Below are 19,531 nucleotides of genomic sequence, written 5' to 3'. Positions count from 1 at the left end.
CCATGTTCGAACCAACGGCGGCTCCGGTATACTTAAACGACTGTTTACCTTAACTAACAGGAGACACCCCATGACCCTAGGTAGGACCACACTCGCGATCGCTGCGAGCGCCGTCTGGGCGTTCTCGACGAGCGCTCCAGCGGCCGTTTCCGCGGATGAAGCCAAGCGGCTGGGCGGTGAGCTCACGCCCATCGGCGCCAACCCGGAAGGCAACGAGGCGGGCACCATCCCGGCATGGGAGCCGCAGGAGAAGAAGGGGCCGCTTTCGGGCGAGTACCCCGCCGATCCCGAGATCGATGCGGAAGAGCCGCGGCTGACCATCACCGCGGAAAACATGGACCAGCATGCGGACAAGCTGTCCGAGGGACACAAGCTGCTGCTCGAGCGCTTCCCGGACAGCTACAAGATGAACATCTACCCGACCCATCGCATCGCGAACTGGCCGGACGAGATCAAGGAAGCCACCAAGCGGAACGCGACCAAGTGCGAGTTCCGCGGGCCGGACGACATCACCAACTGCGAGATCGGGTTCCCGTTCCCGATTCCGCAGACCGGCGCGGAAGTGATCTGGAACCACAAGCTGAAGTGGCGCGGCAACAACGCCCGGCGCTACAACAACCAGATGATCGTGCAGCCGGACGGCGAGTATCAGTTCACCAAGATCGTCGAGGACGTGACTTTCAGCTATGCGAACGTCAACGATCCGATTCCGATCGAGGACGGGCAGGGCGAGTACCTGCGCTATCTGTCCGAGACGGTGGCGCCGGTGCGACTGGCGGGCACTTTCATCCTGGTGCACGAGAAGGTCGGTACCGGTGAGGCAGGGCGTCGCGCCTGGCTGTATTCGCCGGGTCTGCGCCGCATCCGTCGCGCGCCGTCGGTGTGCTGCGACAACCCGTATGAAGGCACCGACGGGCACCAGTTCTACGATCAGGTCGACATGTTCAATGGCGTCCTCGAGCGCTTCAACTGGAAGCTGCTGGGCAAGAAGGAGATGTACGTCCCGTACAATTCGCACAGGATCTCCGGCCCGGACACCAGCTATGACGACCTCGCTTCGCCGCGCCACCTGAATCCGGAACTGCCGCGCTACGAGCTGCATCGCGTCTGGGTGGTCGAGGCCGAGAACAAGGAAGACCTGCGCCATACCTTCGGCAAGAAGGTGCTCTACATCGACGAGGACAGCTGGAACATCGTGATGATCGACAACTACGATCATCGCGGCGAGATGATGCAGTTCCAGGAGGGCCATCTCTCCTTCGCGCAGAACATCCTCGCGACCGGCACCAGCCCCGAGGTGATCTATCACCTCAACACCGGGCGCTACTTCCTCACGGCGCTCGCCAACGAGGATCGCCCGATCGACAGCACCGTGACCTACGACGACAGCTTCTTCACCGCCGCAGCGGTGCAGCGCAAGACCTCGCGCTGAGCCCGTAGTCGCGTTACCCGGCCGCCGGGCCAAGGCCCGGCGGCTTTTTTGTGGACAACTGACGGATCTCGTTCATGGCAACCGTGGAACGCACCCAGTATCTCGACTTCGACGACGACTGCGGCACCGTCCTCCGCATGCTGACCGACGCCGACTTCTACCGCGCGAAGTACGAGGCACTGGGGTTCGAGGGGCTGCAGATCACCATCGAGACACCCGAAGACGCCGATTTCGGGGTGCTGGCGCGCTACCGGACCGAATCCGAGCTGCCGCTGCCATCGTGGGCGCGCAAGGCACTGCCCGATACCATCCGTGTCGAGCAGCGCGACTGCTGGGACAGGACCCGCTCGTGCGGCAGCATCGAGATCGGCATTCACGGCGCGCCGGTGCGGATTTCCGCCCGCATGACGCTGACCCCCTACGAGGGCGGTGCGCGGAATCGGGTGGACTGGGCATTCGGCTGCCGCGTGCCGGTGATCGGCAAGCGGGTTGCCGAGCTGGTGGCCGAGGACGTGTGTGCCAAGGCGGAGCGCGATCACGCCTTCGTGCGCGCACAGATCGCACACTATCGCTGATCGACTATCATGCGGGCATGAGCAGCGAAGGTCAGAACGGCAACGGCGGGCAGGCGCCCCTGCGCTTCATCGAACTGCTGCAGGCGGTGGCGGCCGCTCTCCTGGGGGTACAGAGCGAGCGCGCCCGCAAGCGCGATTTTTCCCGTGGCAAGCCGATGCACTTCATCATCATCGGCGTCCTCGCGACCATCGTCTTCGTGCTGACGATCACCGGTATCGTGCAGCTGGTGTTGCACCTTGCCACCGGCAGTTGATGTGGCACCCGCGGCACGGTATCGCGCAGCGACTCAGTCGACGAGGCCCCTGAGCCGATAGAGCGTTTCCAGCGCGTCGCGGGGCGTGAGGCTGTCCGGGTCGACATCGGCGAGCGCCCGGCGCAGCGGATCGTCCGCCGCGGCGAACAGCGGCATCTGCCCGGCCGGATCGGCGGCCCCGGTCGGTGCCGGATCGGCAGACGATTCGAGCCGCTCCAGCACATCGCGCGCGCGCGCCAGCACCCGGGCGGGTACGCCCGCCAGCCGCGCAACCTGGATCCCGAAGCTGCGACTGGCGGCACCGGGGCGCACCTGGTGCAGCAGCACGAAGCGATCACCGTATTCCGCGGCTTCGAGGTGCAGGTTGCCGACGCCGTCGTTGTGCTCGGGCAGTTCGGTGAGCTCGAAGTAGTGGGTCGCGAAGAGGCACAGGCAGCGGTTGCGCGCGGCGAGCGCCTCGGCGCAGGCCCGCGCCAGCGCCAGGCCGTCGTAGGTGCTGGTGCCGCGGCCGATCTCGTCCATCAGCACCAGACTGTGCGCGTCGGCGTGATGCAGGATGTGTGCGGTCTCGGTCATCTCCACCATGAAGGTGGACTGGCCGCCGGCCAAATCGTCGGCGGCGCCGATGCGGGTGAAGATCCGGCGGATGTCGCCGACCCGCGCGGACTCGGCCGGGACGAAGCTGCCCGCGAGCGCCATGACCACGATCAGGGCGGTCTGTCGCATGAAGGTCGATTTGCCGCCCATGTTCGGGCCGGTGATGACCTGCATGCGCGTGCCCGCGTCGAGCGTCACGTCATTGGGCACGAAGGGATGGTCGGCGATGGCCTCGACCACCGGGTGGCGGCCGCCGGTGATCGCCACCGCGGCCTCCTCGCCCAGCTCCGGCCGCGCATAGCCGCAGGCCGCGGCGCGTTCGGCGAAGCAGGCCAGCACGTCGAGCTCGGCGAGGGCGCTGGCGGTGGCGCGCAGGGCCGGGAGCTCGCCGACCAGGCGGTCGAGCAGGTCGTCGAACAGCGCCCGCTCGCGCGTCAGTGACCGCTCTCGGGCGGACAGCACCTGGTCCTCGAAGCGCTTGAGCTCCTCGGTGATGAAGCGCTCCGCATTCTTCAGCGTCTGCCGGCGGGTGTAGTCGGTGGGCGCCTGCGCGGCCTGCGCGCGGGATATCTCGATGTAGTAGCCGTGCACCCGGTTGTAACCCACGCGCAGCGTGTCGATGCCCGAACGCCTGCGCTCGCGGGCCTCGAGCTCGGCGAGGAAACCGTCGGCATTGGTGGACAGCTCGCGCAGTCGGTCGAGCTCCTCGTCGTAGCCGGCCGCGAACACGCCGCCGTCCTTGACCTGGGCGGGCAGGGTCTCGGCCAGGGCGTCGCGCAGCCAGGCGGCGAGCTCCGGATGCGGCCCCAGGTCGGTTGCCAGCGCCTGCAGGCGCGCGCAGTCCAGGGGCTGCAGGCGTTCGCGGATCTCGGGGAGCGCGTCCAGGGTCTCGGCGAGACTGGCGATGTCGCGCGGCCGGGCGCTCTTCAGCGCCACGCGTGCCAGTGCCCGTTCGATGTCGTGCACCGGTTTCAGCGCGCCGCGCAGCGCGTTGCAGCGAGCGCCGTCGCTCAGCCGGGCGACGCTGTCGTGGCGGGCGCCGATCTCCGCCCGGTCGCGGAGCGGCTGGGCCAGCCAAGCGCGCATGAGGCGGCTGCCCATGCTGGTCATGCAGGTATCGAGCACGCCGACCAGGCTGTGGCGCTCCTCGCCCGACAGGCTGCTGGTGATCTCCAGGTTGCGCCGGCTGCCGGCGTCGATGTGCAGCGCGCGACCGAGATCCTCGGTACGCAGCGCGGTTACGTGCGGCAGGGCGCTGCGCTGCGTCTCGCGCACATAGGCGAGCAGCGCTCCGGCGGCGGCGATGGCCGCGGGCTGATCCTCGCAGCCGAAGGCGCGCAGGTGCTGCGTCCCGAGCTGCGTGCACAGCAGGCGATAGGCGGTGGTCGGATCGAAGTGCATCCGGTCCCAGCGCACCGCACCCGCTTCGTCGCGGTCATCGGACGTCAGCAGCTCCGCCGGCTGGATGCGTGCCAGCTCGGCATCGACGGCACCACGGTCGTCGGTCTGCAGGCAGTGAAAGCGCCCGGCTGCCAGATCGAGCCACGCCAGCCCGTGGGCGCCCCGCAGCTCGCAGCGTGCCGCCAGCAGCGTCGCACGGGTGGGATCGAGGAGCGCGTCGTCGGTGGCGGTGCCGGCGGTGAGGATGCGCACCACCTCGCGCTCGACCGGGCCCTTTCCGCCCGGCGGCGTCATCTGCTCGGCGATGGCCACCGACTCGCCCATGCGCAGCAGGCGGGCGGCGTACTGCTCGGCGGCGTGCACCGGGACACCCGCCATCGGGATGGGGGCGCCGGCCGACTCTCCGCGCTTGGTGAGGGTCAGCGCCAGCAGTCGCGCGGCGCGCTTCGCGTCGTCGTAGAACAGCTCGTAGAAGTCGCCCATGCGGAAGAACAGCAGCCGCTCGGGGTGCTGCGCCTTGAGGCGCAGGTACTGCTGCATGACCGGGGTGTGCGCGTCGATTCCGGGGGCTTCGGGCATGGAGACGGGCGAAAGGGCGGGACTCGGCGCCCGGGGGCGCGCGGAATCGGCGATGCTAGCATGGCCCCTCCGGAATTCACGGCCTCATGAGCAGCCCCGATCCGATTCCCGAAACGGTCGCGCGCATCGCCCGGATACTGACGGCGCGCGGGCAATGGCTGGCGACGGCGGAGTCGTGCACCGGCGGCGGCATCGCCACCGCCTGCACCGATCTCGCCGGCAGCTCGGGCTGGTTCGAGCGCGCCATGATCAGCTACAGCAACCGTGCCAAGCAGGAGATGCTGGGGGTCGATCCCGGGCTCATCCGCGACCACGGCGCCGTCAGCGAAGCGGTCGTGCGCGCGATGGCGACCGGCGCGCTGCAGTACGCGCCGGTGCACTGGAGCATCGCGGTGAGCGGCATCGCAGGGCCGTCCGGCGGCTCGGCGGACAAGCCGGTAGGAACGGTCTGGTTCGGCTGGTCGGGACCGGACGGCACCGATGCCGAATGCCGCGTGCTCCCCGGCGACCGGGCGGCAGTGAGAACCGCCACCGTGGCGCACGCGCTGGCCGGTCTTCTCGCGCGGCTGTGAAATAATCGACGGCCACCACATCACCCGACGCAGGCAGGCATGGACGACAACCGCAAGAAGGCACTGGAAGCAGCGCTGTCGCAGATCGAGAGGCAGTTCGGCAAGGGCGCCGTCATGCGCATGGGCGCCGACGATCCGGCGCGCGACGTCGCCACCGTCTCGTCCGGGTCGCTGTCCCTGGATGTCGCGCTCGGCATCGGCGGGCTGCCGCGCGGCCGCGTCGTCGAGATCTACGGGCCGGAGTCCTCGGGCAAGACCACGCTGACCCTGCACGCGGTTGCCGAAGTGCAGAAACAGGGCGGGGTGGCGGCCTTCGTCGACGCCGAGCATGCCCTCGACACCAGCTATGCCGAGAAGCTGGGCGTGAAGGTGGACGACCTGCTCATCTCGCAGCCCGACACCGGCGAGCAGGCGCTGGAGATCGCCGACATGCTGGTGCGCTCCGGCGCGGTCGACGTGGTGGTCGTCGACTCGGTCGCCGCGCTGACGCCCAAGGCCGAGATCGAGGGCGAGATGGGCGATTCGCTGCCCGGCCTGCAGGCGCGGCTGATGAGTCAGGCGCTGCGCAAGCTCACCGCCAACATCAAGCGCACCAACACGATGGTGATCTTCATCAACCAGATCCGCATGAAGATCGGCGTCATGTTCGGATCGCCGGAAACCACCACCGGCGGCAATGCACTCAAGTTCTACTCCTCGGTGCGTCTCGATATCCGCCGCATCGGCACGGTCAAGAAGGGCGACGAGGCGATGGGCAACGAGACCCGCGTCAAGGTCGTCAAGAACAAGCTGGCGCCACCGTTCCGCCAGGCGACCTTCGAGATCCTGTTCAACGAGGGCATCTCGCGGCTCGGCGAGCTCATCGAGCTGGGCGTCGAGAACAAGCTGATCGACAAGTCGGGCGCCTGGTACGCCTACAACGGCGACAAGATCGGGCAGGGCAAGGAGAACGCCAAGCAGTACCTGCGCGACAATCCGGAGGTGGCCGAAACCATCGAGCAGGCCCTTCGCGAGCAGCTCCTGCCCAAGCGCAAGAAGCGTGAGGAAGCGACCGAGCAGGAGTAGGGGCGAGCAGCCCGCGTCGGCCAAGACGCGGGCCGTCGACCTGCTCGCGCGCCGCGAGCACGGCGCCCGCGAGCTGCAGCGCAAGCTGACCGCACGCGGCGTCGATGCCGACGAGGCCGCCGAGGCGGTCGATGCGCTCACGCGCGACGGCTGGCAGTCCGACGAGCGCTACGCGCGCGCGGTGATCCGGGCGCGCGCCGGTCAGGGCTACGGGCCGCGCCGGATCCGCTGGGAGCTGGGCGGCGCCGGCATCGCGGACGGCGCCGTCGCGGCCGCCTTCGACGCGGAGGCCATCGACTGGCTGGACGTGGCGCGGGAATGGTTCGCGCGTCGCCACACGCCCGGCACGACTCCCGCCGAGCGCGCCAGGCACTGGCGGCGGCTTGCCGGACGCGGCTTCGACGAGGGCACGGTGCGCGCGGTGCTGGGCGATGCCCCGGAATTCGAGTAGCGGGCGGGCGGCCGCGCCGGAGAGACCGCGTCCGAGCGGACGCATCGGATAAGATTACGGGCTTTGGCCCGCACCGCGGACTCATGGACAGCAATACCCTGCGCAGCCGTTTTCTCGCCTTCTTCGAGGCACGCGACCATCGCGTGGTGCCCTCGGCCTCGCTCGTGCCCGCCAACGACCCCACGCTGTTGTTCACCAACGCGGGCATGGTGCAGTTCAAGGATGTCTTCCTGGGGCGCGAGCAGCGCGACTACCGGCGCGCCGTCAGCAGCCAGCGCTGCGTGCGCGCGGGCGGCAAGCACAACGATCTCGAGAACGTCGGCTACACCGCCCGGCATCACACCTTCTTCGAGATGCTGGGCAACTTCAGCTTCGGCGACTACTTCAAGCGCGAGGCCATCGTCTACGCGTGGGAGTTCCTGACCGGGCCCGACTGGCTCGGCCTGCCCGCCGACAAGCTGCTGGCAACGGTCTACGCCAGCGACGACGAGGCCTACGCGGTCTGGCGCGACGACATCGGTCTGCCCGAGGCGCGCATCCTGCGGATCGGCGACAAGCCCGACGGCGGATCCGACAACTTCTGGCAGATGGGCGACACCGGCCCCTGCGGCCCGTGCAGCGAGATCTTCTACGATCACGGCCCGGAGGTCGCGGGCGGCCCGCCCGGCTCGCCGGAGGAGGATGGCGACCGCTTCATCGAGATATGGAATCTCGTGTTCATGCAGTTCGACCGCAGCGCCGACGGCACGCTGACGCCGCTGCCGGCGCCCAGCGTCGATACCGGCATGGGCCTGGAGCGGCTGGCCGCCGTGCTGCAGGGCAAGCACTCGAACTACGACACCGACGTCTTCCAGCGCCTCATGGCGGCGGCGGCCGAGACCCTGGACATCCCGCAGGACAACGGCGCCTCGCTCAAGGTGATCGCCGACCATATCCGCGCCACCTGCTTCCTGATCTGCGACGGCGTGCTGCCGTCCAACGAGGGCCGCGGCTACGTCCTGCGCCGCATCATCCGGCGCGCGGCGCGGCACGGGCACAAGCTGGGCGCGCGCGGTCCCTTCCTGCACCGCATGGTCGCGCCGCTGGCCGAGATCATGGGCGAGGCCTACGGCGAGCTGGTGCGCGAGCGCGACACGCTCGAGCGCGCCATCCGCGGCGAGGAGGAAGCCTTCGCGCAGATGCTGGATCGCGGTCTGCGCCTGCTCGACGAGTCCCTGCGCGATGTGCAGGGCGACCAGCTGCCGGGCGAGGTCGCCTTCCACCTCTACGACACGCACGGCTTTCCGGTCGACCTGACCGCCGACATCCTGCGCGAGCGAGGCATGAGCGTCGACATGGCCGCCTTCGAGCAGCACATGGAGGCCCAGCGCGCCCGTGCGCGCGCCGCCAGCCGCTTCGAGGGCGACTATTCGGCGCTGCCCGAGAATCTGGGCACTTCCGCCTTCACCGGCTACGAGGCCACCGGACACGGTGCCACCGTCACTGCGCTGCTGCGCGACGGCCAGCCGGTGGACGCGGTCGAAGCGGATCCCGAGCGCGAGGTCGTCGTGTTCCTCGACCGCACGCCGTTCTACGCCGAGTCGGGCGGGCAGGTCGGCGACCACGGACAGCTCAGCGCGCCGGGCAGCCGCTTCGCGGTGCGCGATACGCGCGCGCTGCGTCCGGGCACCCCCGGCCACATCGGCACGCTCGCGGAGGGGCGCCTGCGCGTCGGCGATGCGGTCAAGGCCGAGATCGACGCCGAGCGCCGCGCGCGGGTGGTGCGCAACCATTCGGCGACCCATCTGCTGCACACCGCGCTGCGCAATGTGCTGGGCAGTCACGTGGCGCAGAAGGGCTCGCTGGTGGCGCCGGAGCGTCTGCGCTTCGACTTCTCGCACCCGCAGCCGGTGACCCCGGAGGAGCTGCAGCGCATCGAGGACGAGGTCAACGCGCAGATCCGCGCCAATGCGGCGGCCCGCACCGACGTCTGCCCGTACCAGGAAGCCATCGACCGGGGCGCGCTGGCCATGTTCGGCGAGAAGTACGGCGAGACCGTGCGCGTGCTCGCGCTCGGCGACTACTCGGTGGAGCTCTGCGGCGGCACCCACGTGGCGCGTACCGGTGACATCGGCGCCTTCCGCATCGTGCACGAGGGCGGTGTTTCCGCGGGCGTGCGCCGGATCGAGGCGATCACCGGCGATGCCGTCATCGACCACATGCGCCGCACCGAGCAGACCCTGCGCGACGCGGCGGCCCTGCTGCGCGCGACGCCGGACGACATCGTCGCCAAGCTGGAAAGCTTCGTGCAGCGCAACCGCGAGACCGAGCGCGCGCTCCAGCAGGCGCGCGACAAGCTGAGCCAGAGCGCGGGCGGCGATCTCGTCGCCGGCGCGCAGGACGTGGCGGGGGTGAAGGTGCTCGCCACCCGCGTCGAGGTCGACGACGCCGGCGCGCTGCGCGGCATGCTCGACAAGCTCAAGGAACGCCTGGGCAGCGGCATCATCGTGCTGGGCGCCGAGAAGGACGGCAAGGCGGTGCTGATCGCGGGCGTGACCAGCGATCTGACCGACCACGTGCAGGCGGGCGCGCTCATCAAGCACGTTGCCGGACAGGTGGGGGGCAAGGGTGGCGGCCGGCCGGACATGGCCCAGGCCGGCGGACCGCAGCCCGAGCACCTCGACGGCGCGCTGGACAGCGTCGCCGGCTGGGTCGCGGCGCAGCTCGGAAGCTGACCATGGCCCTCATCGTCCAGAAGTACGGCGGGACCTCCGTCGGCGACATCGCACGCATCCGCAACGTCGCGCAGAAGGTGGCGGCCGCGCGCGCACGCGGCGATCAGGTCGTGGTGGTGGTATCGGCCATGTCGGGCGAGACCAACCGTCTCATCGGGCTGGCGCAGGAGATCAGCGACCAGCCGGACCCGCGCGAGTACGACCAGATCGTCGCCACCGGGGAGCAGGTCACCATCGGCCTGCTCGCGCTGGCGCTGCAGGCGATCGGGGTGCCGGCGCGTTCGTTCCTGGGGCATCAGGTGCCGATCCGTACCGACAGCGCCCACAGCAAGGCACGCATCGCCGGCATCGACGGCGATGCCATCCGCGCCGGGCTCGATCGCGGCGAGGTCGCGGTTGTCGCCGGCTTCCAGGGCGTCGACCCCCGCGGCGACATCACGACGCTGGGGCGCGGCGGCTCGGACACCACCGGTGTTGCGCTGGCGGCGGCACTGGGTGCCGACGAGTGCCAGATCTACACCGACGTCGACGGCGTCTACACCACGGATCCGCGCGTGGAGCCGCGTGCGCGGCGGCTCGAGCAGATCACCTTCGAGGAGATGCTGGAGCTCGCCAGCCTCGGCTCCAAGGTGCTCCAGATCCGCGCCGTGGAATTCGCCGGCAAGTACCGGGTACCGTTGCGCGTGCTGTCGACTTTCGACGAAGGTCCCGGCACGCTGATCACTCTCGACCAGGAGGCCGAAGGCGTGGAAAGTCCGCTGATTTCCGGAATCGCATTCAACCGCGACGAGGCGCAGGTGACGCTGCTCGGCGTTCCGGATCGGCCCGGCATCGCGGCTCGCGTGCTGGGTCCGGTGGGCGCGGCCAACATCGAGGTCGACATGATCGTGCAGAACGTCGGTGCCGACGCCACCACCGACTTCACCTTCACGGTCCACAAGAACGACTATGCGCGCGCGCTGGAGATCGTCGGCCAGATCTGCCGCGATCTCGGTGCCCGCGACGTCAAGGGCGACGACAACATCGCCAAGGTCAGCATCGTCGGTGTCGGCATGCGGAGTCACGCCGGCATTGCGTCGCAGACCTTCGAGGCGCTCGCGGCAGAGAACATCAACATCCGCATGATCTCCACCTCCGAGATCAAGATCTCGGTGGTGATCGAGGAGAAGTACGTCGAGCTCGCGGTGCGCAGTCTCCACCGCGCCTTCAAGCTGGACGAGCAGCCTCCGGCGGGGTAGCGGACATGCCCCGTCGAGTGGCGACTACCGGAGGGCGATGCGCGTGCTGATTCTGACGCGGCGGGTGGGCGAAACACTGAAGATCGGCGACGACGTGACGATCACCGTTCTCAGCATCAAGGGCAATCAGGTGCGCGTGGGCATCGAGGCGCCACCCGATGTCACCGTGCATCGCGAGGAAGTCGTCGAACGGCTGCGCCAGGGCGAGGCACCGCGCCGCAGGAACGGGGACGGCGACTAGGTCGCCGCACCCGAAGACAGAGCGCGCGGGAATCTTTACAATGCGTTCCGACGCGTCCCCGGGGCGCGTCCCCGAGCTGATACGGAGAGATGGCCGAGTGGCTGAAGGCGCTCCCCTGCTAAGGGAGTATGGGGTTTATAGCCCCATCGAGGGTTCGAATCCCTCTCTCTCCGCCAAATGATTTGCTCCGGTGGCCGGTCCGCTTCGTTCGCGAAGCGCGAAGGCCTCCGGATTCGAACCCTCGATAGACCATGCCCGGGTTCGACCACCCGGCGGAGCCGGGGGGCGCGAAGCGAAGCGTAGCCCGGAGGGCGGGGGCGCAGCCGCCGCAATCCCTCTCTCTCCGCCATTCGGCGCTGAACTGCGCATTGCGCGGGCTGTTCCGGGCCAGGCGCCCGCAGGCCCGAAACCTTCCCGTCGTTCTTCCGCAGGCCGTGCCCGTTCCGGCGCTCGCGCGCCGCCGGCCTAGGGGAAGTCGCGGGTGACCGTTTCGCCCGCGCGCAGGCGCACGTTGGCCGTGGTCTCGAAGGTGATGTCGGTATCGACCTCGTCGGATTCGGGATCGTCCACGGCGGCATCGCAGGTCACGGCGGCGGTGTACTCGCCGGCTTCGAGGGCGCCGATGCGGTAGCCGCGTCCCGTCGGATCGGCGATCGACGCGACGGTCGATGCCAGGGGCGGGTTGTCGTCGGCAAGGCCGGCCGGATCGCGGTCGAAATCCTCGAACAGATAGACCGCGGGCAGGCAGCCGGCCTGGTTGAAGATGGCGGGGCCGATGACACCGCTCAGGGTCGCGCGCTGATCGTTGATCACCGCACGCAGCGAGGGATCGAAGCGCAGCTGGCCGTCGGCGATGTCGTCATCGTCCTCCCTGACGCTGCGCCGGAGGTCGAGGTCCAGCAGCAGTGTCTCGCTGCCGAGGTCGTCGATGCCGAATGAGACTGCCACCTCCGCCGTGTCCTCGACGTAGGCGAGCTGGAGCTGGTCGCCGTTCTCGCGGGCGACCGGGAGCGATTCGCCGGGAGCGCGCTCATCGGTCTCGAAACGCAGACGGATGCCGGTGTAGTCGCCGGAGTCGATGCCGGCATCCTGCAGCAGGGTGGTGGTGTTTCCGTTGCGGAGCGGCACGATGTCGACGACCCGCGGCGGGTCGAAGTCGAATTCGGTATACGAGCCGTCCGAGCCCTCGATGTCAACGCCGCGCAGGGTGATCTCGAAGCGGGTCAGGCCGTCGGCCGGCGCATCGGTGATCAGTACCGTGACGTCGCCCTGTTCGCATGCGGACACCAGCGGTAGCAGCAGGAGGGCGGCGGGCACGCGCATGGGGTTCTCTCGGCGGACGGGCGGGGGCTCTGGGGCGGGGATACGGCGGTGCGCGCGTTGACGTCGCATCGCGCACCCCACACTATAGTTTCAGGTCATTCTAGGTGCATGCATGGCGGTCAATCCGCAGACCATCACGGCGAACAAGGGCTACCTGGGCGGGCTGGCGCGTCGCATGGTGAGCGAGGGCGTCCTCAGCGAGGATCAGGCCCACGGTGCCCAGCAGCAGTCGCAGAAGGGCGGGGGCTCGCTGATCGCCTATGCGGTCGAGCAGAAGTGGGCGAGCCCGAAGCGCCTGGCCGCGGTAGCGAGCCGCGAGTTCGGTCTTCCGCTTGCCGATATGGCGAGCATCGAGGTGGACACCGCCCTGGCCCAGGACATGGGCGAGAAGCTGCTGCGCAAGCACCGGGCGGTACCGCTCTACCGACGCGGGAAGCGGCTGTTCGTGGCGATCTCGGACCCGTCGCAGGTGCATGTGCTGGAGGAGATCAAGTTCGCGACCGGTCAGCAGGTCGAGGCGATCGTCGTCGAGGACGACAAGCTCGGCAAGGCGCTGGACGGTGCGCTGTCGGCAGTGGATGCCGCCAATCTGTCAGGGGACGACACGGGGCTCGAGGAGCTTGTCCTGGAATCGGAGGACAAGAACGAGCAGTCCCTCGATGCTGCGCAGAACGAGGCCGACGATGCGCCGGTCGTCCGCTACATCAACAAGATCCTCCTGGAGGCCATCCGGCGCGGGGCGTCCGATATCCATTTCGAGCCGTACGAGCGCTTCTACCGCGTGCGCATGCGCGTCGACGGCGAGCTGCACGAGTTCGCCAAGCCGCCCATCCAGATGGCCAGCCGGCTCGGCGCGCGCGTCAAGGTGCTGTCGCGTCTCGATCTCGCCGAGCGCCGCGTTCCGCAGGACGGACGCATCAAGCTCAAGCTGTCGGCGCAGCGCTCCATCGATTTCCGCGTCAGCACCTGCCCGACGCTGTGGGGCGAGAAGATCGTGCTGCGCATCCTCGATTCCAGCAGCGCCACGCTGGGCATCGATTCGCTCGGCTACGAGCCGGAGCAGCGCGAACTCTACGAGCGCGCGCTGGCACGGCCTCAGGGCATGATCCTGGTCACCGGTCCCACCGGGTCGGGAAAGACGGTGTCGCTCTATACCGGGCTCAACATCCTCAATACCGAGGGCGTGAACATCTCCACGGCCGAGGACCCCGCGGAAATCAACCTGCCGGGGGTGAATCAGGTCAATATCAACCCGCGGGTCGGATTGACATTCGCCTCGGCGCTGCGCGCCTTCCTCCGCCAGGATCCCGACGTGATCATGGTCGGCGAGGTTCGCGATATCGAAACCGCCGAGATCGCCATCAAGGCCGCCCAGACCGGCCACCTGGTGCTGTCGACCCTGCACACCAACGATGCGCCGCAGACGCTCACGCGTCTGCTCAACATGGGCGTGGCGGCGTACAACATCGCGTCCAGCGTCACTCTCATCATCGCCCAGCGACTGGCACGCAAGCTGTGCCCGGAGTGCCGCAAGCCGGCGGACATTCCGCGCGTCGAGCTCGTCAAGGAAGGCTTCACCGAGGCGCAGATCGACGCCGAGGGCTTCCAGATCTTCGAGGCGAACGGCTGCGACGAATGCAACAACGGCTACAAGGGGCGTACCGGCGTGTACCAGGTCATGCCGGTCACCGAAGCCATCGGGCGGACCATCATGGAGGGCGGGAATGCCATCGACATCGCGGAGCAGGCGCAGAAGGACGGCGTGTCGGATCTGCGCCAGGCCGCGCTCCGGAAAGTCGCCGCCGGCATCATCGATCTCAAGGAAGCCAATCGCGTGACTGTCGAGTAGGGGGCGCGTCTCGCGCCGTTTCGCGGTCGCCGCGGCACAGGGATGCCGCCGCAGCAGCGGCGGACCAGCGATTAGACTGCCGTTCAGTGCGACCGATCCGTTGCGCGGACGCGCCGAGCCGTATCGTCCGGAGAGACCATGGCACAAGCAGTAGGCAAGGACGTGCTCTTCCGCTGGGAAGGCACGGATCGCAAGGGAAAGCGCGTCAAGGGGCAGACCAGCGGTCGAAGCGAGACCGACGTCAAGCGGGCGCTGCGCAAGCAGGGCATCAATCCGCTGCGGGTGCGCAAGCAGTCGAGCCTGTTCGGGTCGGGCAAGCGCAAGATCAAGTCCGAGGACATCGCCGTCTTCTCGCGCCAGATGGCCACCATGATGGCGGCAGGCCTGCCGCTGGTGCAGGCGCTGGAGCTGGTCGGGCAGGGGCACGAAAACCCGACGATGGGCGAGCTTGTCCTCGCTCTCAAGACCGATGTCGAGGCGGGCAACTCCTTCGCCGAAGCGCTCGGGCGGCACCCGGTGTACTTCGATGACCTGTTCGTGAACCTGGTGGATGCCGGCGAGAAGTCGGGCACGCTCGAGACGCTGCTCGACAAGGTTGCGCTGTACAAGGAGAAGACCGAAGCCATCCGCAAGAAGGTCAAGAAGGCACTGACCTACCCGGCGGCAGTGGTCGCGGTGGCCTTCATCGTGACCGGCATCCTGCTGTACTTCGTGGTGCCGCAGTTCCAGGATCTGTTCCAGGGCTTCGGGGCCGACCTGCCGGTGTTCACCCTCATGGTGATCGCGCTGTCGCAGTTCGTTCAGGAATGGTGGTGGGTCATCCTGCTCGGGCTGGGCGCCACTGCCTACGGGTTCACCTTCATCAAGAAGCGCTCGCCGGCATTCCGGCGGCTGCTCGACCGCATTGCGCTGCGTCTGCCGATCGTCGGCGTCATCCTTCACAAGTCCGCGCTGGCCCGATACCACCGCACCCTGTCGACCATGTTCGCGGCCGGCGTTCCGCTGGTGGAGGCGCTGGACCCGGTGGCACGCGCCTCCGGCAACATCATCTTCGAGGAAGCGGTGTACGGTATCCGGGACGAGGTGGCCAGCGGTACCCAGCTCTATCAGGGCATGCAGGGTGCCGGACTGTTCCCGCCGATGGCGACGCAGATGGTCGCGATCGGTGAGGAATCCGGCTCGCTCGACGCCATGTGCGCCAAGGTGGCCGACTACTACGAATCCGAGGTGGACGCGATGGTGGATTCGCTGTCGAGCCTGCTCGAGCCCCTGATCATGGTGGTGCTCGGCATCCTTGTCGGCGGTCTGGTGGTCGCCATGTACCTGCCCATCTTCCAGCTCGGCCAGGTCGTCTGACCGTGGTGCTGGTCGACTATCTCGCCGCCTCGCCGGCGGTGCTGGCGGCGTGCTGCTTCCTCCTCGGGCTCGCGCTGGGCAGCTTCCTCAATGTCGTGATCCTCCGTCTGCCGGTGATGCTGGAGCAGGGCTGGCGCGAGGAGGCACGCATGGTGCTGTCGCATCCGCAGCAGGTGGAGGACGAGCGCGTGACGCTGGCCCGGCCGGCATCGCGCTGCCCGCACTGCGGGACGGCGATCCCGCCCTGGCGCAACATTCCGGTGCTGTCGTGGGTCCTGCTGCGTGGTCGCGCCGCCTGCTGCGGCAAGCCGATCTCGGTGCAGTATCCCCTGGTGGAGCTCGCGGCCGGGCTGCTCGCCATGGCGTGCGCGCTCCGCTTCGGCATGTCGTGGGAACTCGCAGCGGCGCTGGTCGTCGCGATGAGCCTGCTGGCGGCGGGAGTCATCGACTGGAACACGCAGCTTCTGCCCGACAACATCACGCTGCCGCTGATGTGGCTGGGGCTGCTGGTCAATGTCGGCGGGTTGTTCGCGCCGCTCGCCGATGCGGTGATCGGCGCCGCGGCCGGCTACATGGTGCTGTGGACGGTATTCATGGCCTTCAAGCTGCTGACCGGCAAGGAAGGCATGGGATTCGGCGACTTCAAGCTGCTCGCCGCCCTGGGCGCATGGTTCGGCTGGCCGGCGCTGCCCATGCTGCTGCTGCTGTCCTCGGCGGTCGGTGCCGTCGTCGGCATCGCGATGCGCATGAGCGGGCAGCTCGCCGCCGGACATCCGATGCCGTTCGGTCCGTTCATCGCCGGCGCGGGGCTGGTCTGGCTGCTGGTGCCGATGGCAGCCGGCGGCGTGCTGCTGTGAGCCTCGTCGTCGGCCTGGGCGGGGGCGTCGCGAGCGGGAAGTCGACCGTGGAGCGCGCATTCGAGGCCCGGTCGGTGCCGGTGATCGATGCCGACCGCGTGGCCCGCGACGTGGTTATGCCCGGTGAGCCCGCGCTCGACGCCATCGCGGACGCCTTCGGCGCCGAGATGATCGCGCCGGACGGCGGGCTCGATCGGGCGCGCATGCGAGCGCTGGTATTCGCGGACGATGCCGCCCGCCGTCGGCTGGAAGCGATCACGCATCCTGCCATCCGGTCCCGTCTCGAGGACTGGCGGCAGGGACTGCGCGCGCCGTACGGAGTTCTGTCGGCGGCGATCCTGGTGGAATCCGGGCTCTCGCGGCTCTGCGACCGCCTGCTCGTCGTCGATGCACCGCGGGAAACACAGCACGAGCGCCTGGTTGCCCGCGACGGCATCGACGCAGCGTTGGCGGAGCGCATGCTCGCCGCACAGGCCGACCGCGACACCCGGCTTGCCGCTGCACACGACGTGCTCTCGAATCACGGCGACCTCGCCGCGATCGACGACATGGTGGAACGCCTCCACGACTTCTATTCCCGCATTGCCGCCGGCGCGCTGTCTCCGGACGAGCGTCTTCGCCTGGGCGGGCCGGGCGTGGCGCGTTGAAAGGGTGATGCCGGGCGCGCACAATGCGGCACTCCTGATGGTTCGACCGGAGAGCGTGTGAGCCAAAACGACTGGCTGGCGTTCGAGCAGCCACTCAACGAGCGTGTGCGCACCTTTCTGCGGCTCGAGACCCTGTTCGCGCAGTACGCCCATCACGCCGGCGACGATTCCGAGTGGGGACTGCGTGCGAGCATGCACAGCCTGCTGGACATCCTGTCGGTGGTCTCGCGGTCGGATCTCAAGGTCGAGGTCGTCAAGGAGCTCAGTGAGCAGCACGCCGCACTTTCGCGACTGTCCGAGCGCGAGGGGGTGGATCAGTCGCGCCTGCAGGCCACGCTGCGGGAGATCGACTCGGTCATGAACGCGCTCAATGCGCTGAGCTCCCAGTTCGCGCAGCAGGCGCTGCGCGAAAGCGAATTCCTGGTATCGATCCTCAATCGGGCGACCATACCGGGCGGCACGTGCGGCTTCGATCTGCCGCTGCTGCATCACTGGCTCAACATGCCCGAGGCCAGGGCGCGTCGCGATCTGGAAGCCTGGTATGCCGACCTCGACGCCTTCCAGCGGGCGATCTCGCTCTATCTGCAACTGTTGCGTTCGAGCACCACGGCGCACGATTGCCGGGCGGAGCAGGGCACGCACATTCACACTCCCGAGCGTACCTATGCGCTGGTGCGGGTGCTGATGCCGCGTGGCAGCCTGGTCTATCCGGAGATCAGCGCCGGGCGCCACCGTTTCTCGATCCGCTTCCTGGCCTGCAGCGACGTCAATCAGCGGCCCCTGCAGAGCGATGACGACATCACCTTCCGGCTGCAGTGCTGCGTGCTATGACCGACAAGTCCGGAAGCGGCTCGCAGCAGGGGGTATGTCCGCAGTGCGGCGAAGCCGCCGCCATGAGCGCGCAGAACCCGTGGCGACCGTTCTGCTCGAAACGCTGCAAGCTGGTGGATCTCGAGGGCTGGTTCGCCGAGCGTCACGTCATCCCCGGACCGGATGACGAGCTGCCGCCCGGATCCGATACCGGCAGCATGCACTGATCGCCGCATGATCGCGGCCGATGGTGAGCGCGACCGGCACTGGATGCGTCGCGCGCTCCGCGCGGCGCGTGACGCCGGCAGGCGCGGCGAGGTGCCGGTCGGCGCCGTGGTCACCATCGACGGCAGGCACGTTGCGACGGCCGCCAATCGCCCGGTTGCCGGACACGATCCGAGCGCCCACGCCGAGATCCGGGCCCTCCGCGCGGCAGGCCGGAGGCTCGGCAACTATCGGCTCGACGGTGCCACGCTATACGTCACGCTCGAGCCCTGCATGATGTGCGCGGGGGCCATCCTGCATGCGCGCGTCTCGCGGGTGGTGTTCGGGGCGTACGACCCCGCAGCAGGCGCGGTGGTGTCGCGCTACACCCTGCTGGCCGAGCCGCATCATCACCGTCCTCCCGCCTGGAGAGGCGGTGTTCTCGCGGATGCGTGCGGCGAGGTCCTGCGCGCCTTCTTCCGGACACGCCGCGCGCCGACCGACGATATTCCGGAGGCGTCAGTTCCTTAACCGATCGTGTGCCAGCGCGCCGGCGGCCATTGCCGCCACGAAGGCCGCGATGGCCGGAAGGCCGCTGGCGAGATCGGCCAGCGCCGGTCCCGGGCACAGACCGGCGATGCCCCAGCCCACACCGAACAGCGTGGCGCCGAGCATCAGATCGCGGTCGATGTCGCGCCGCTGCGGCAGATGGAAGTCGGTATCCAGGAACGGACGTCCGCGCCGGCCGGCCAGCGCGAAGCCCGGAACGGTCACGCACAGTGCGCCTCCCATCACCAGGGCCAGCGTCGGATCCCAGGCGCCGGCGACATCCAGGAACCCGAGCACCTTCGCGGGGTCGCTCATGCCCGAGAACGCCAGGCCGAACCCGAAGATGATGCCCGCGATGGCTGCGGTCAGGATCTTCATGCAGGGCTGCCTCCACCCAGCATGTGGCGGGTGATGAAGACGGTGATGGCCGCGACCGCCATGAAGACGCCGGTCGCGATCAGCGACCGGGTGGACAGGCGCGCGATTCCGCACACGCCGTGGCCGGACGTGCAACCACTGCCCATCCGGGTGCCGAAGCCCACCAGCAGACCGGCCGCGATCATCGCCGGCAGGCCGACCTGCGGCCGCACCACGAGGCCGCCTCCGCTGACCAGATCGAACAGCAGCGCCCCCGCGGGCAGACCGAGGAGGAAGGCGATACGCCATGCGCGTCCGCCTTCCGGACGCGCCTGCAGGCTGGTGCCCAGCAGGCCGCTGATGCCGGCGATGCGACCGTGCATAAGGAGCAGGAACAGAGCGGCGGCCCCGATGAGGAGGCCGCCGCCGAATCCGGTCAACGGGGTGAAGTCGGTCATTC

General features: G+C 68.7%; 20 protein-coding genes and 1 tRNA gene. 17 read left to right on the top strand and 4 right to left on the bottom strand.

Annotated elements, in window-relative coordinates; translation table 11 throughout:
• The first annotated feature begins 70 nt into the window (after nucleotides 1-70).
• The 3 genes from KAH28_RS06940 (at nucleotide 71) to KAH28_RS06930 (ending at nucleotide 2,261) form a co-directional block, all read left to right on the top strand.
• Nucleotides 71-1,432, top strand: a complete 1,362-nt coding sequence (locus tag KAH28_RS06940) for a DUF1329 domain-containing protein (protein WP_290575256.1) — start codon at nucleotides 71-73, stop codon at nucleotides 1,430-1,432.
• 74 nt (nucleotides 1,433-1,506) lie between these two features.
• Nucleotides 1,507-2,007 (top strand): DUF2505 domain-containing protein, encoded by a 501-nt coding sequence (locus KAH28_RS06935; RefSeq protein ID WP_290575255.1) that lies wholly within the window; start codon nucleotides 1,507-1,509, stop codon nucleotides 2,005-2,007.
• Between the two features lie 17 nt (nucleotides 2,008-2,024).
• The gene (locus KAH28_RS06930) at nucleotides 2,025-2,261 is read left to right on the top strand and encodes a DUF2970 domain-containing protein (protein WP_290575254.1); all 237 of its coding nucleotides are present in this window, start codon (nucleotides 2,025-2,027) and stop codon (nucleotides 2,259-2,261) included.
• 33 nt (nucleotides 2,262-2,294) lie between these two features.
• Here KAH28_RS06930 and mutS read toward each other — a convergent pair whose 3' ends face one another.
• On the bottom strand, nucleotides 2,295-4,838 hold the full coding sequence (mutS, locus tag KAH28_RS06925) for a DNA mismatch repair protein MutS (protein WP_290575253.1): 2,544 nt from the start codon (nucleotides 4,836-4,838) through the stop codon (nucleotides 2,295-2,297).
• An 86-nt stretch (nucleotides 4,839-4,924) separates the two neighbouring features.
• On the opposite strand from mutS, the gene KAH28_RS06920 reads away from it, so the two are divergent.
• The 7 genes from KAH28_RS06920 (at nucleotide 4,925) to KAH28_RS06890 (ending at nucleotide 11,295) form a co-directional block, all read left to right on the top strand.
• Complete coding sequence (locus KAH28_RS06920; RefSeq protein WP_290575252.1) at nucleotides 4,925-5,410, top strand: CinA family protein; 486 nt, start codon at nucleotides 4,925-4,927, stop codon at nucleotides 5,408-5,410.
• A gap of 39 nt (nucleotides 5,411-5,449) precedes the next feature.
• Nucleotides 5,450-6,475 (top strand): recombinase RecA, encoded by a 1,026-nt coding sequence (gene recA, locus KAH28_RS06915; protein ID WP_290575251.1) that lies wholly within the window; start codon nucleotides 5,450-5,452, stop codon nucleotides 6,473-6,475.
• Entirely contained in the window at nucleotides 6,450-6,926 is a 477-nt protein-coding gene (locus KAH28_RS06910) for a regulatory protein RecX (protein WP_290575250.1), read from the top strand. Before recA ends, KAH28_RS06910 begins: the two co-directional genes overlap by 26 nt.
• Before the next feature lie 83 nt (nucleotides 6,927-7,009).
• Nucleotides 7,010-9,640, top strand: coding sequence for an alanine--tRNA ligase (alaS, locus tag KAH28_RS06905; protein ID WP_290575249.1), 2,631 nt, complete (start codon nucleotides 7,010-7,012; stop codon nucleotides 9,638-9,640).
• 2 nt (nucleotides 9,641-9,642) lie between these two features.
• Nucleotides 9,643-10,878: an aspartate kinase gene (locus KAH28_RS06900; RefSeq protein ID WP_290575248.1), complete on the top strand. Its 1,236-nt coding sequence runs from the start codon at nucleotides 9,643-9,645 to the stop codon at nucleotides 10,876-10,878.
• A 43-nt stretch (nucleotides 10,879-10,921) separates the two neighbouring features.
• Nucleotides 10,922-11,119 carry a carbon storage regulator CsrA gene (gene csrA / locus KAH28_RS06895; protein ID WP_290575383.1) on the top strand — a complete coding sequence of 66 codons (198 nt, stop codon included), beginning with the start codon at nucleotides 10,922-10,924 and terminating at the stop codon, nucleotides 11,117-11,119.
• An 83-nt stretch (nucleotides 11,120-11,202) separates the two neighbouring features.
• Nucleotides 11,203-11,295 (top strand) — tRNA-Ser (locus KAH28_RS06890).
• 289 nt (nucleotides 11,296-11,584) lie between these two features.
• On the opposite strand, the gene KAH28_RS06885 is transcribed toward KAH28_RS06890, so the two are convergent.
• Nucleotides 11,585-12,442 carry a DUF4382 domain-containing protein gene (locus tag KAH28_RS06885; protein ID WP_290575247.1) on the bottom strand — a complete coding sequence of 286 codons (858 nt, stop codon included), beginning with the start codon at nucleotides 12,440-12,442 and terminating at the stop codon, nucleotides 11,585-11,587.
• A 112-nt stretch (nucleotides 12,443-12,554) separates the two neighbouring features.
• Between KAH28_RS06885 and pilB the strand changes: the two genes are divergently transcribed.
• The 7 genes from pilB to tadA all read left to right on the top strand — a co-directional run bounded on the left by pilB (nucleotide 12,555) and on the right by tadA (nucleotide 18,696).
• Entirely contained in the window at nucleotides 12,555-14,291 is a 1,737-nt protein-coding gene (gene pilB, locus KAH28_RS06880; RefSeq protein ID WP_290575246.1) for a type IV-A pilus assembly ATPase PilB, read from the top strand.
• Between the two features lie 138 nt (nucleotides 14,292-14,429).
• On the top strand, nucleotides 14,430-15,647 hold the full coding sequence (locus tag KAH28_RS06875) for a type II secretion system F family protein (RefSeq protein ID WP_290575245.1): 1,218 nt from the start codon (nucleotides 14,430-14,432) through the stop codon (nucleotides 15,645-15,647).
• 2 nt (nucleotides 15,648-15,649) lie between these two features.
• A complete protein-coding gene (locus KAH28_RS06870) occupies nucleotides 15,650-16,504 on the top strand; it encodes an A24 family peptidase (RefSeq protein WP_290575244.1) in 855 nt (284 codons plus the stop codon).
• The gene (gene coaE / locus KAH28_RS06865; RefSeq protein ID WP_290575243.1) at nucleotides 16,501-17,151 is read left to right on the top strand and encodes a dephospho-CoA kinase; all 651 of its coding nucleotides are present in this window, start codon (nucleotides 16,501-16,503) and stop codon (nucleotides 17,149-17,151) included. The genes KAH28_RS06870 and coaE overlap by 4 nt, the downstream gene beginning before the upstream one ends.
• A gap of 57 nt (nucleotides 17,152-17,208) precedes the next feature.
• The gene (gene zapD / locus KAH28_RS06860; RefSeq protein ID WP_290575242.1) at nucleotides 17,209-17,982 is read left to right on the top strand and encodes a cell division protein ZapD; all 774 of its coding nucleotides are present in this window, start codon (nucleotides 17,209-17,211) and stop codon (nucleotides 17,980-17,982) included.
• Nucleotides 17,979-18,188: a DNA gyrase inhibitor YacG gene (locus KAH28_RS06855; protein WP_290575241.1), complete on the top strand. Its 210-nt coding sequence runs from the start codon at nucleotides 17,979-17,981 to the stop codon at nucleotides 18,186-18,188. Before zapD ends, KAH28_RS06855 begins: the two co-directional genes overlap by 4 nt.
• A gap of 7 nt (nucleotides 18,189-18,195) precedes the next feature.
• Complete coding sequence (gene tadA / locus KAH28_RS06850; protein ID WP_290575240.1) at nucleotides 18,196-18,696, top strand: tRNA adenosine(34) deaminase TadA; 501 nt, start codon at nucleotides 18,196-18,198, stop codon at nucleotides 18,694-18,696.
• Here tadA and KAH28_RS06845 read toward each other — a convergent pair.
• Entirely contained in the window at nucleotides 18,685-19,092 is a 408-nt protein-coding gene (locus KAH28_RS06845; RefSeq protein WP_290575239.1) for a YeeE/YedE family protein, read from the bottom strand. The two genes, tadA and KAH28_RS06845, sit on opposite strands and share 12 nt — an antisense overlap.
• A complete protein-coding gene (locus KAH28_RS06840) occupies nucleotides 19,089-19,529 on the bottom strand; it encodes a YeeE/YedE thiosulfate transporter family protein (RefSeq protein ID WP_290575238.1) in 441 nt (146 codons plus the stop codon). Before KAH28_RS06840 ends, KAH28_RS06845 begins: the two co-directional genes overlap by 4 nt.
• Between the last annotated feature and the right edge of the window lie 2 nt (nucleotides 19,530-19,531).

Origin of the sequence: Algiphilus sp., assembly GCF_023145115.1 — a bacterium.
Taxonomy (GTDB): Bacteria; Pseudomonadota; Gammaproteobacteria; order Nevskiales; family Nevskiaceae; genus Algiphilus.
The sequence above is the reverse complement of the archived record's forward strand: the minus strand, read 5'-3'. Positions and strand labels throughout refer to the sequence as shown.

Coding starts and splice junctions, on each gene's coding strand:
- KAH28_RS06940 (WP_290575256.1), top strand. CDS start 71: ATGACCCTAGGTAGGACCACACTCGCGATCGCTGCGAGCGCCGTCTGG.
- KAH28_RS06935 (WP_290575255.1), top strand. CDS start 1,507: ATGGCAACCGTGGAACGCACCCAGTATCTCGACTTCGACGACGACTGC.
- KAH28_RS06930 (WP_290575254.1), top strand. CDS start 2,025: ATGAGCAGCGAAGGTCAGAACGGCAACGGCGGGCAGGCGCCCCTGCGC.
- mutS (WP_290575253.1), bottom strand. CDS start 4,838: ATGCCCGAAGCCCCCGGAATCGACGCGCACACCCCGGTCATGCAGCAG.
- KAH28_RS06920 (WP_290575252.1), top strand. CDS start 4,925: ATGAGCAGCCCCGATCCGATTCCCGAAACGGTCGCGCGCATCGCCCGG.
- recA (WP_290575251.1), top strand. CDS start 5,450: ATGGACGACAACCGCAAGAAGGCACTGGAAGCAGCGCTGTCGCAGATC.
- alaS (WP_290575249.1), top strand. CDS start 7,010: ATGGACAGCAATACCCTGCGCAGCCGTTTTCTCGCCTTCTTCGAGGCA.
- KAH28_RS06900 (WP_290575248.1), top strand. CDS start 9,643: ATGGCCCTCATCGTCCAGAAGTACGGCGGGACCTCCGTCGGCGACATC.
- KAH28_RS06885 (WP_290575247.1), bottom strand. CDS start 12,442: ATGCGCGTGCCCGCCGCCCTCCTGCTGCTACCGCTGGTGTCCGCATGC.
- pilB (WP_290575246.1), top strand. CDS start 12,555: ATGGCGGTCAATCCGCAGACCATCACGGCGAACAAGGGCTACCTGGGC.
- KAH28_RS06875 (WP_290575245.1), top strand. CDS start 14,430: ATGGCACAAGCAGTAGGCAAGGACGTGCTCTTCCGCTGGGAAGGCACG.
- KAH28_RS06855 (WP_290575241.1), top strand. CDS start 17,979: ATGACCGACAAGTCCGGAAGCGGCTCGCAGCAGGGGGTATGTCCGCAG.
- tadA (WP_290575240.1), top strand. CDS start 18,196: ATGATCGCGGCCGATGGTGAGCGCGACCGGCACTGGATGCGTCGCGCG.
- KAH28_RS06845 (WP_290575239.1), bottom strand. CDS start 19,092: ATGAAGATCCTGACCGCAGCCATCGCGGGCATCATCTTCGGGTTCGGC.
- KAH28_RS06840 (WP_290575238.1), bottom strand. CDS start 19,529: ATGACCGACTTCACCCCGTTGACCGGATTCGGCGGCGGCCTCCTCATC.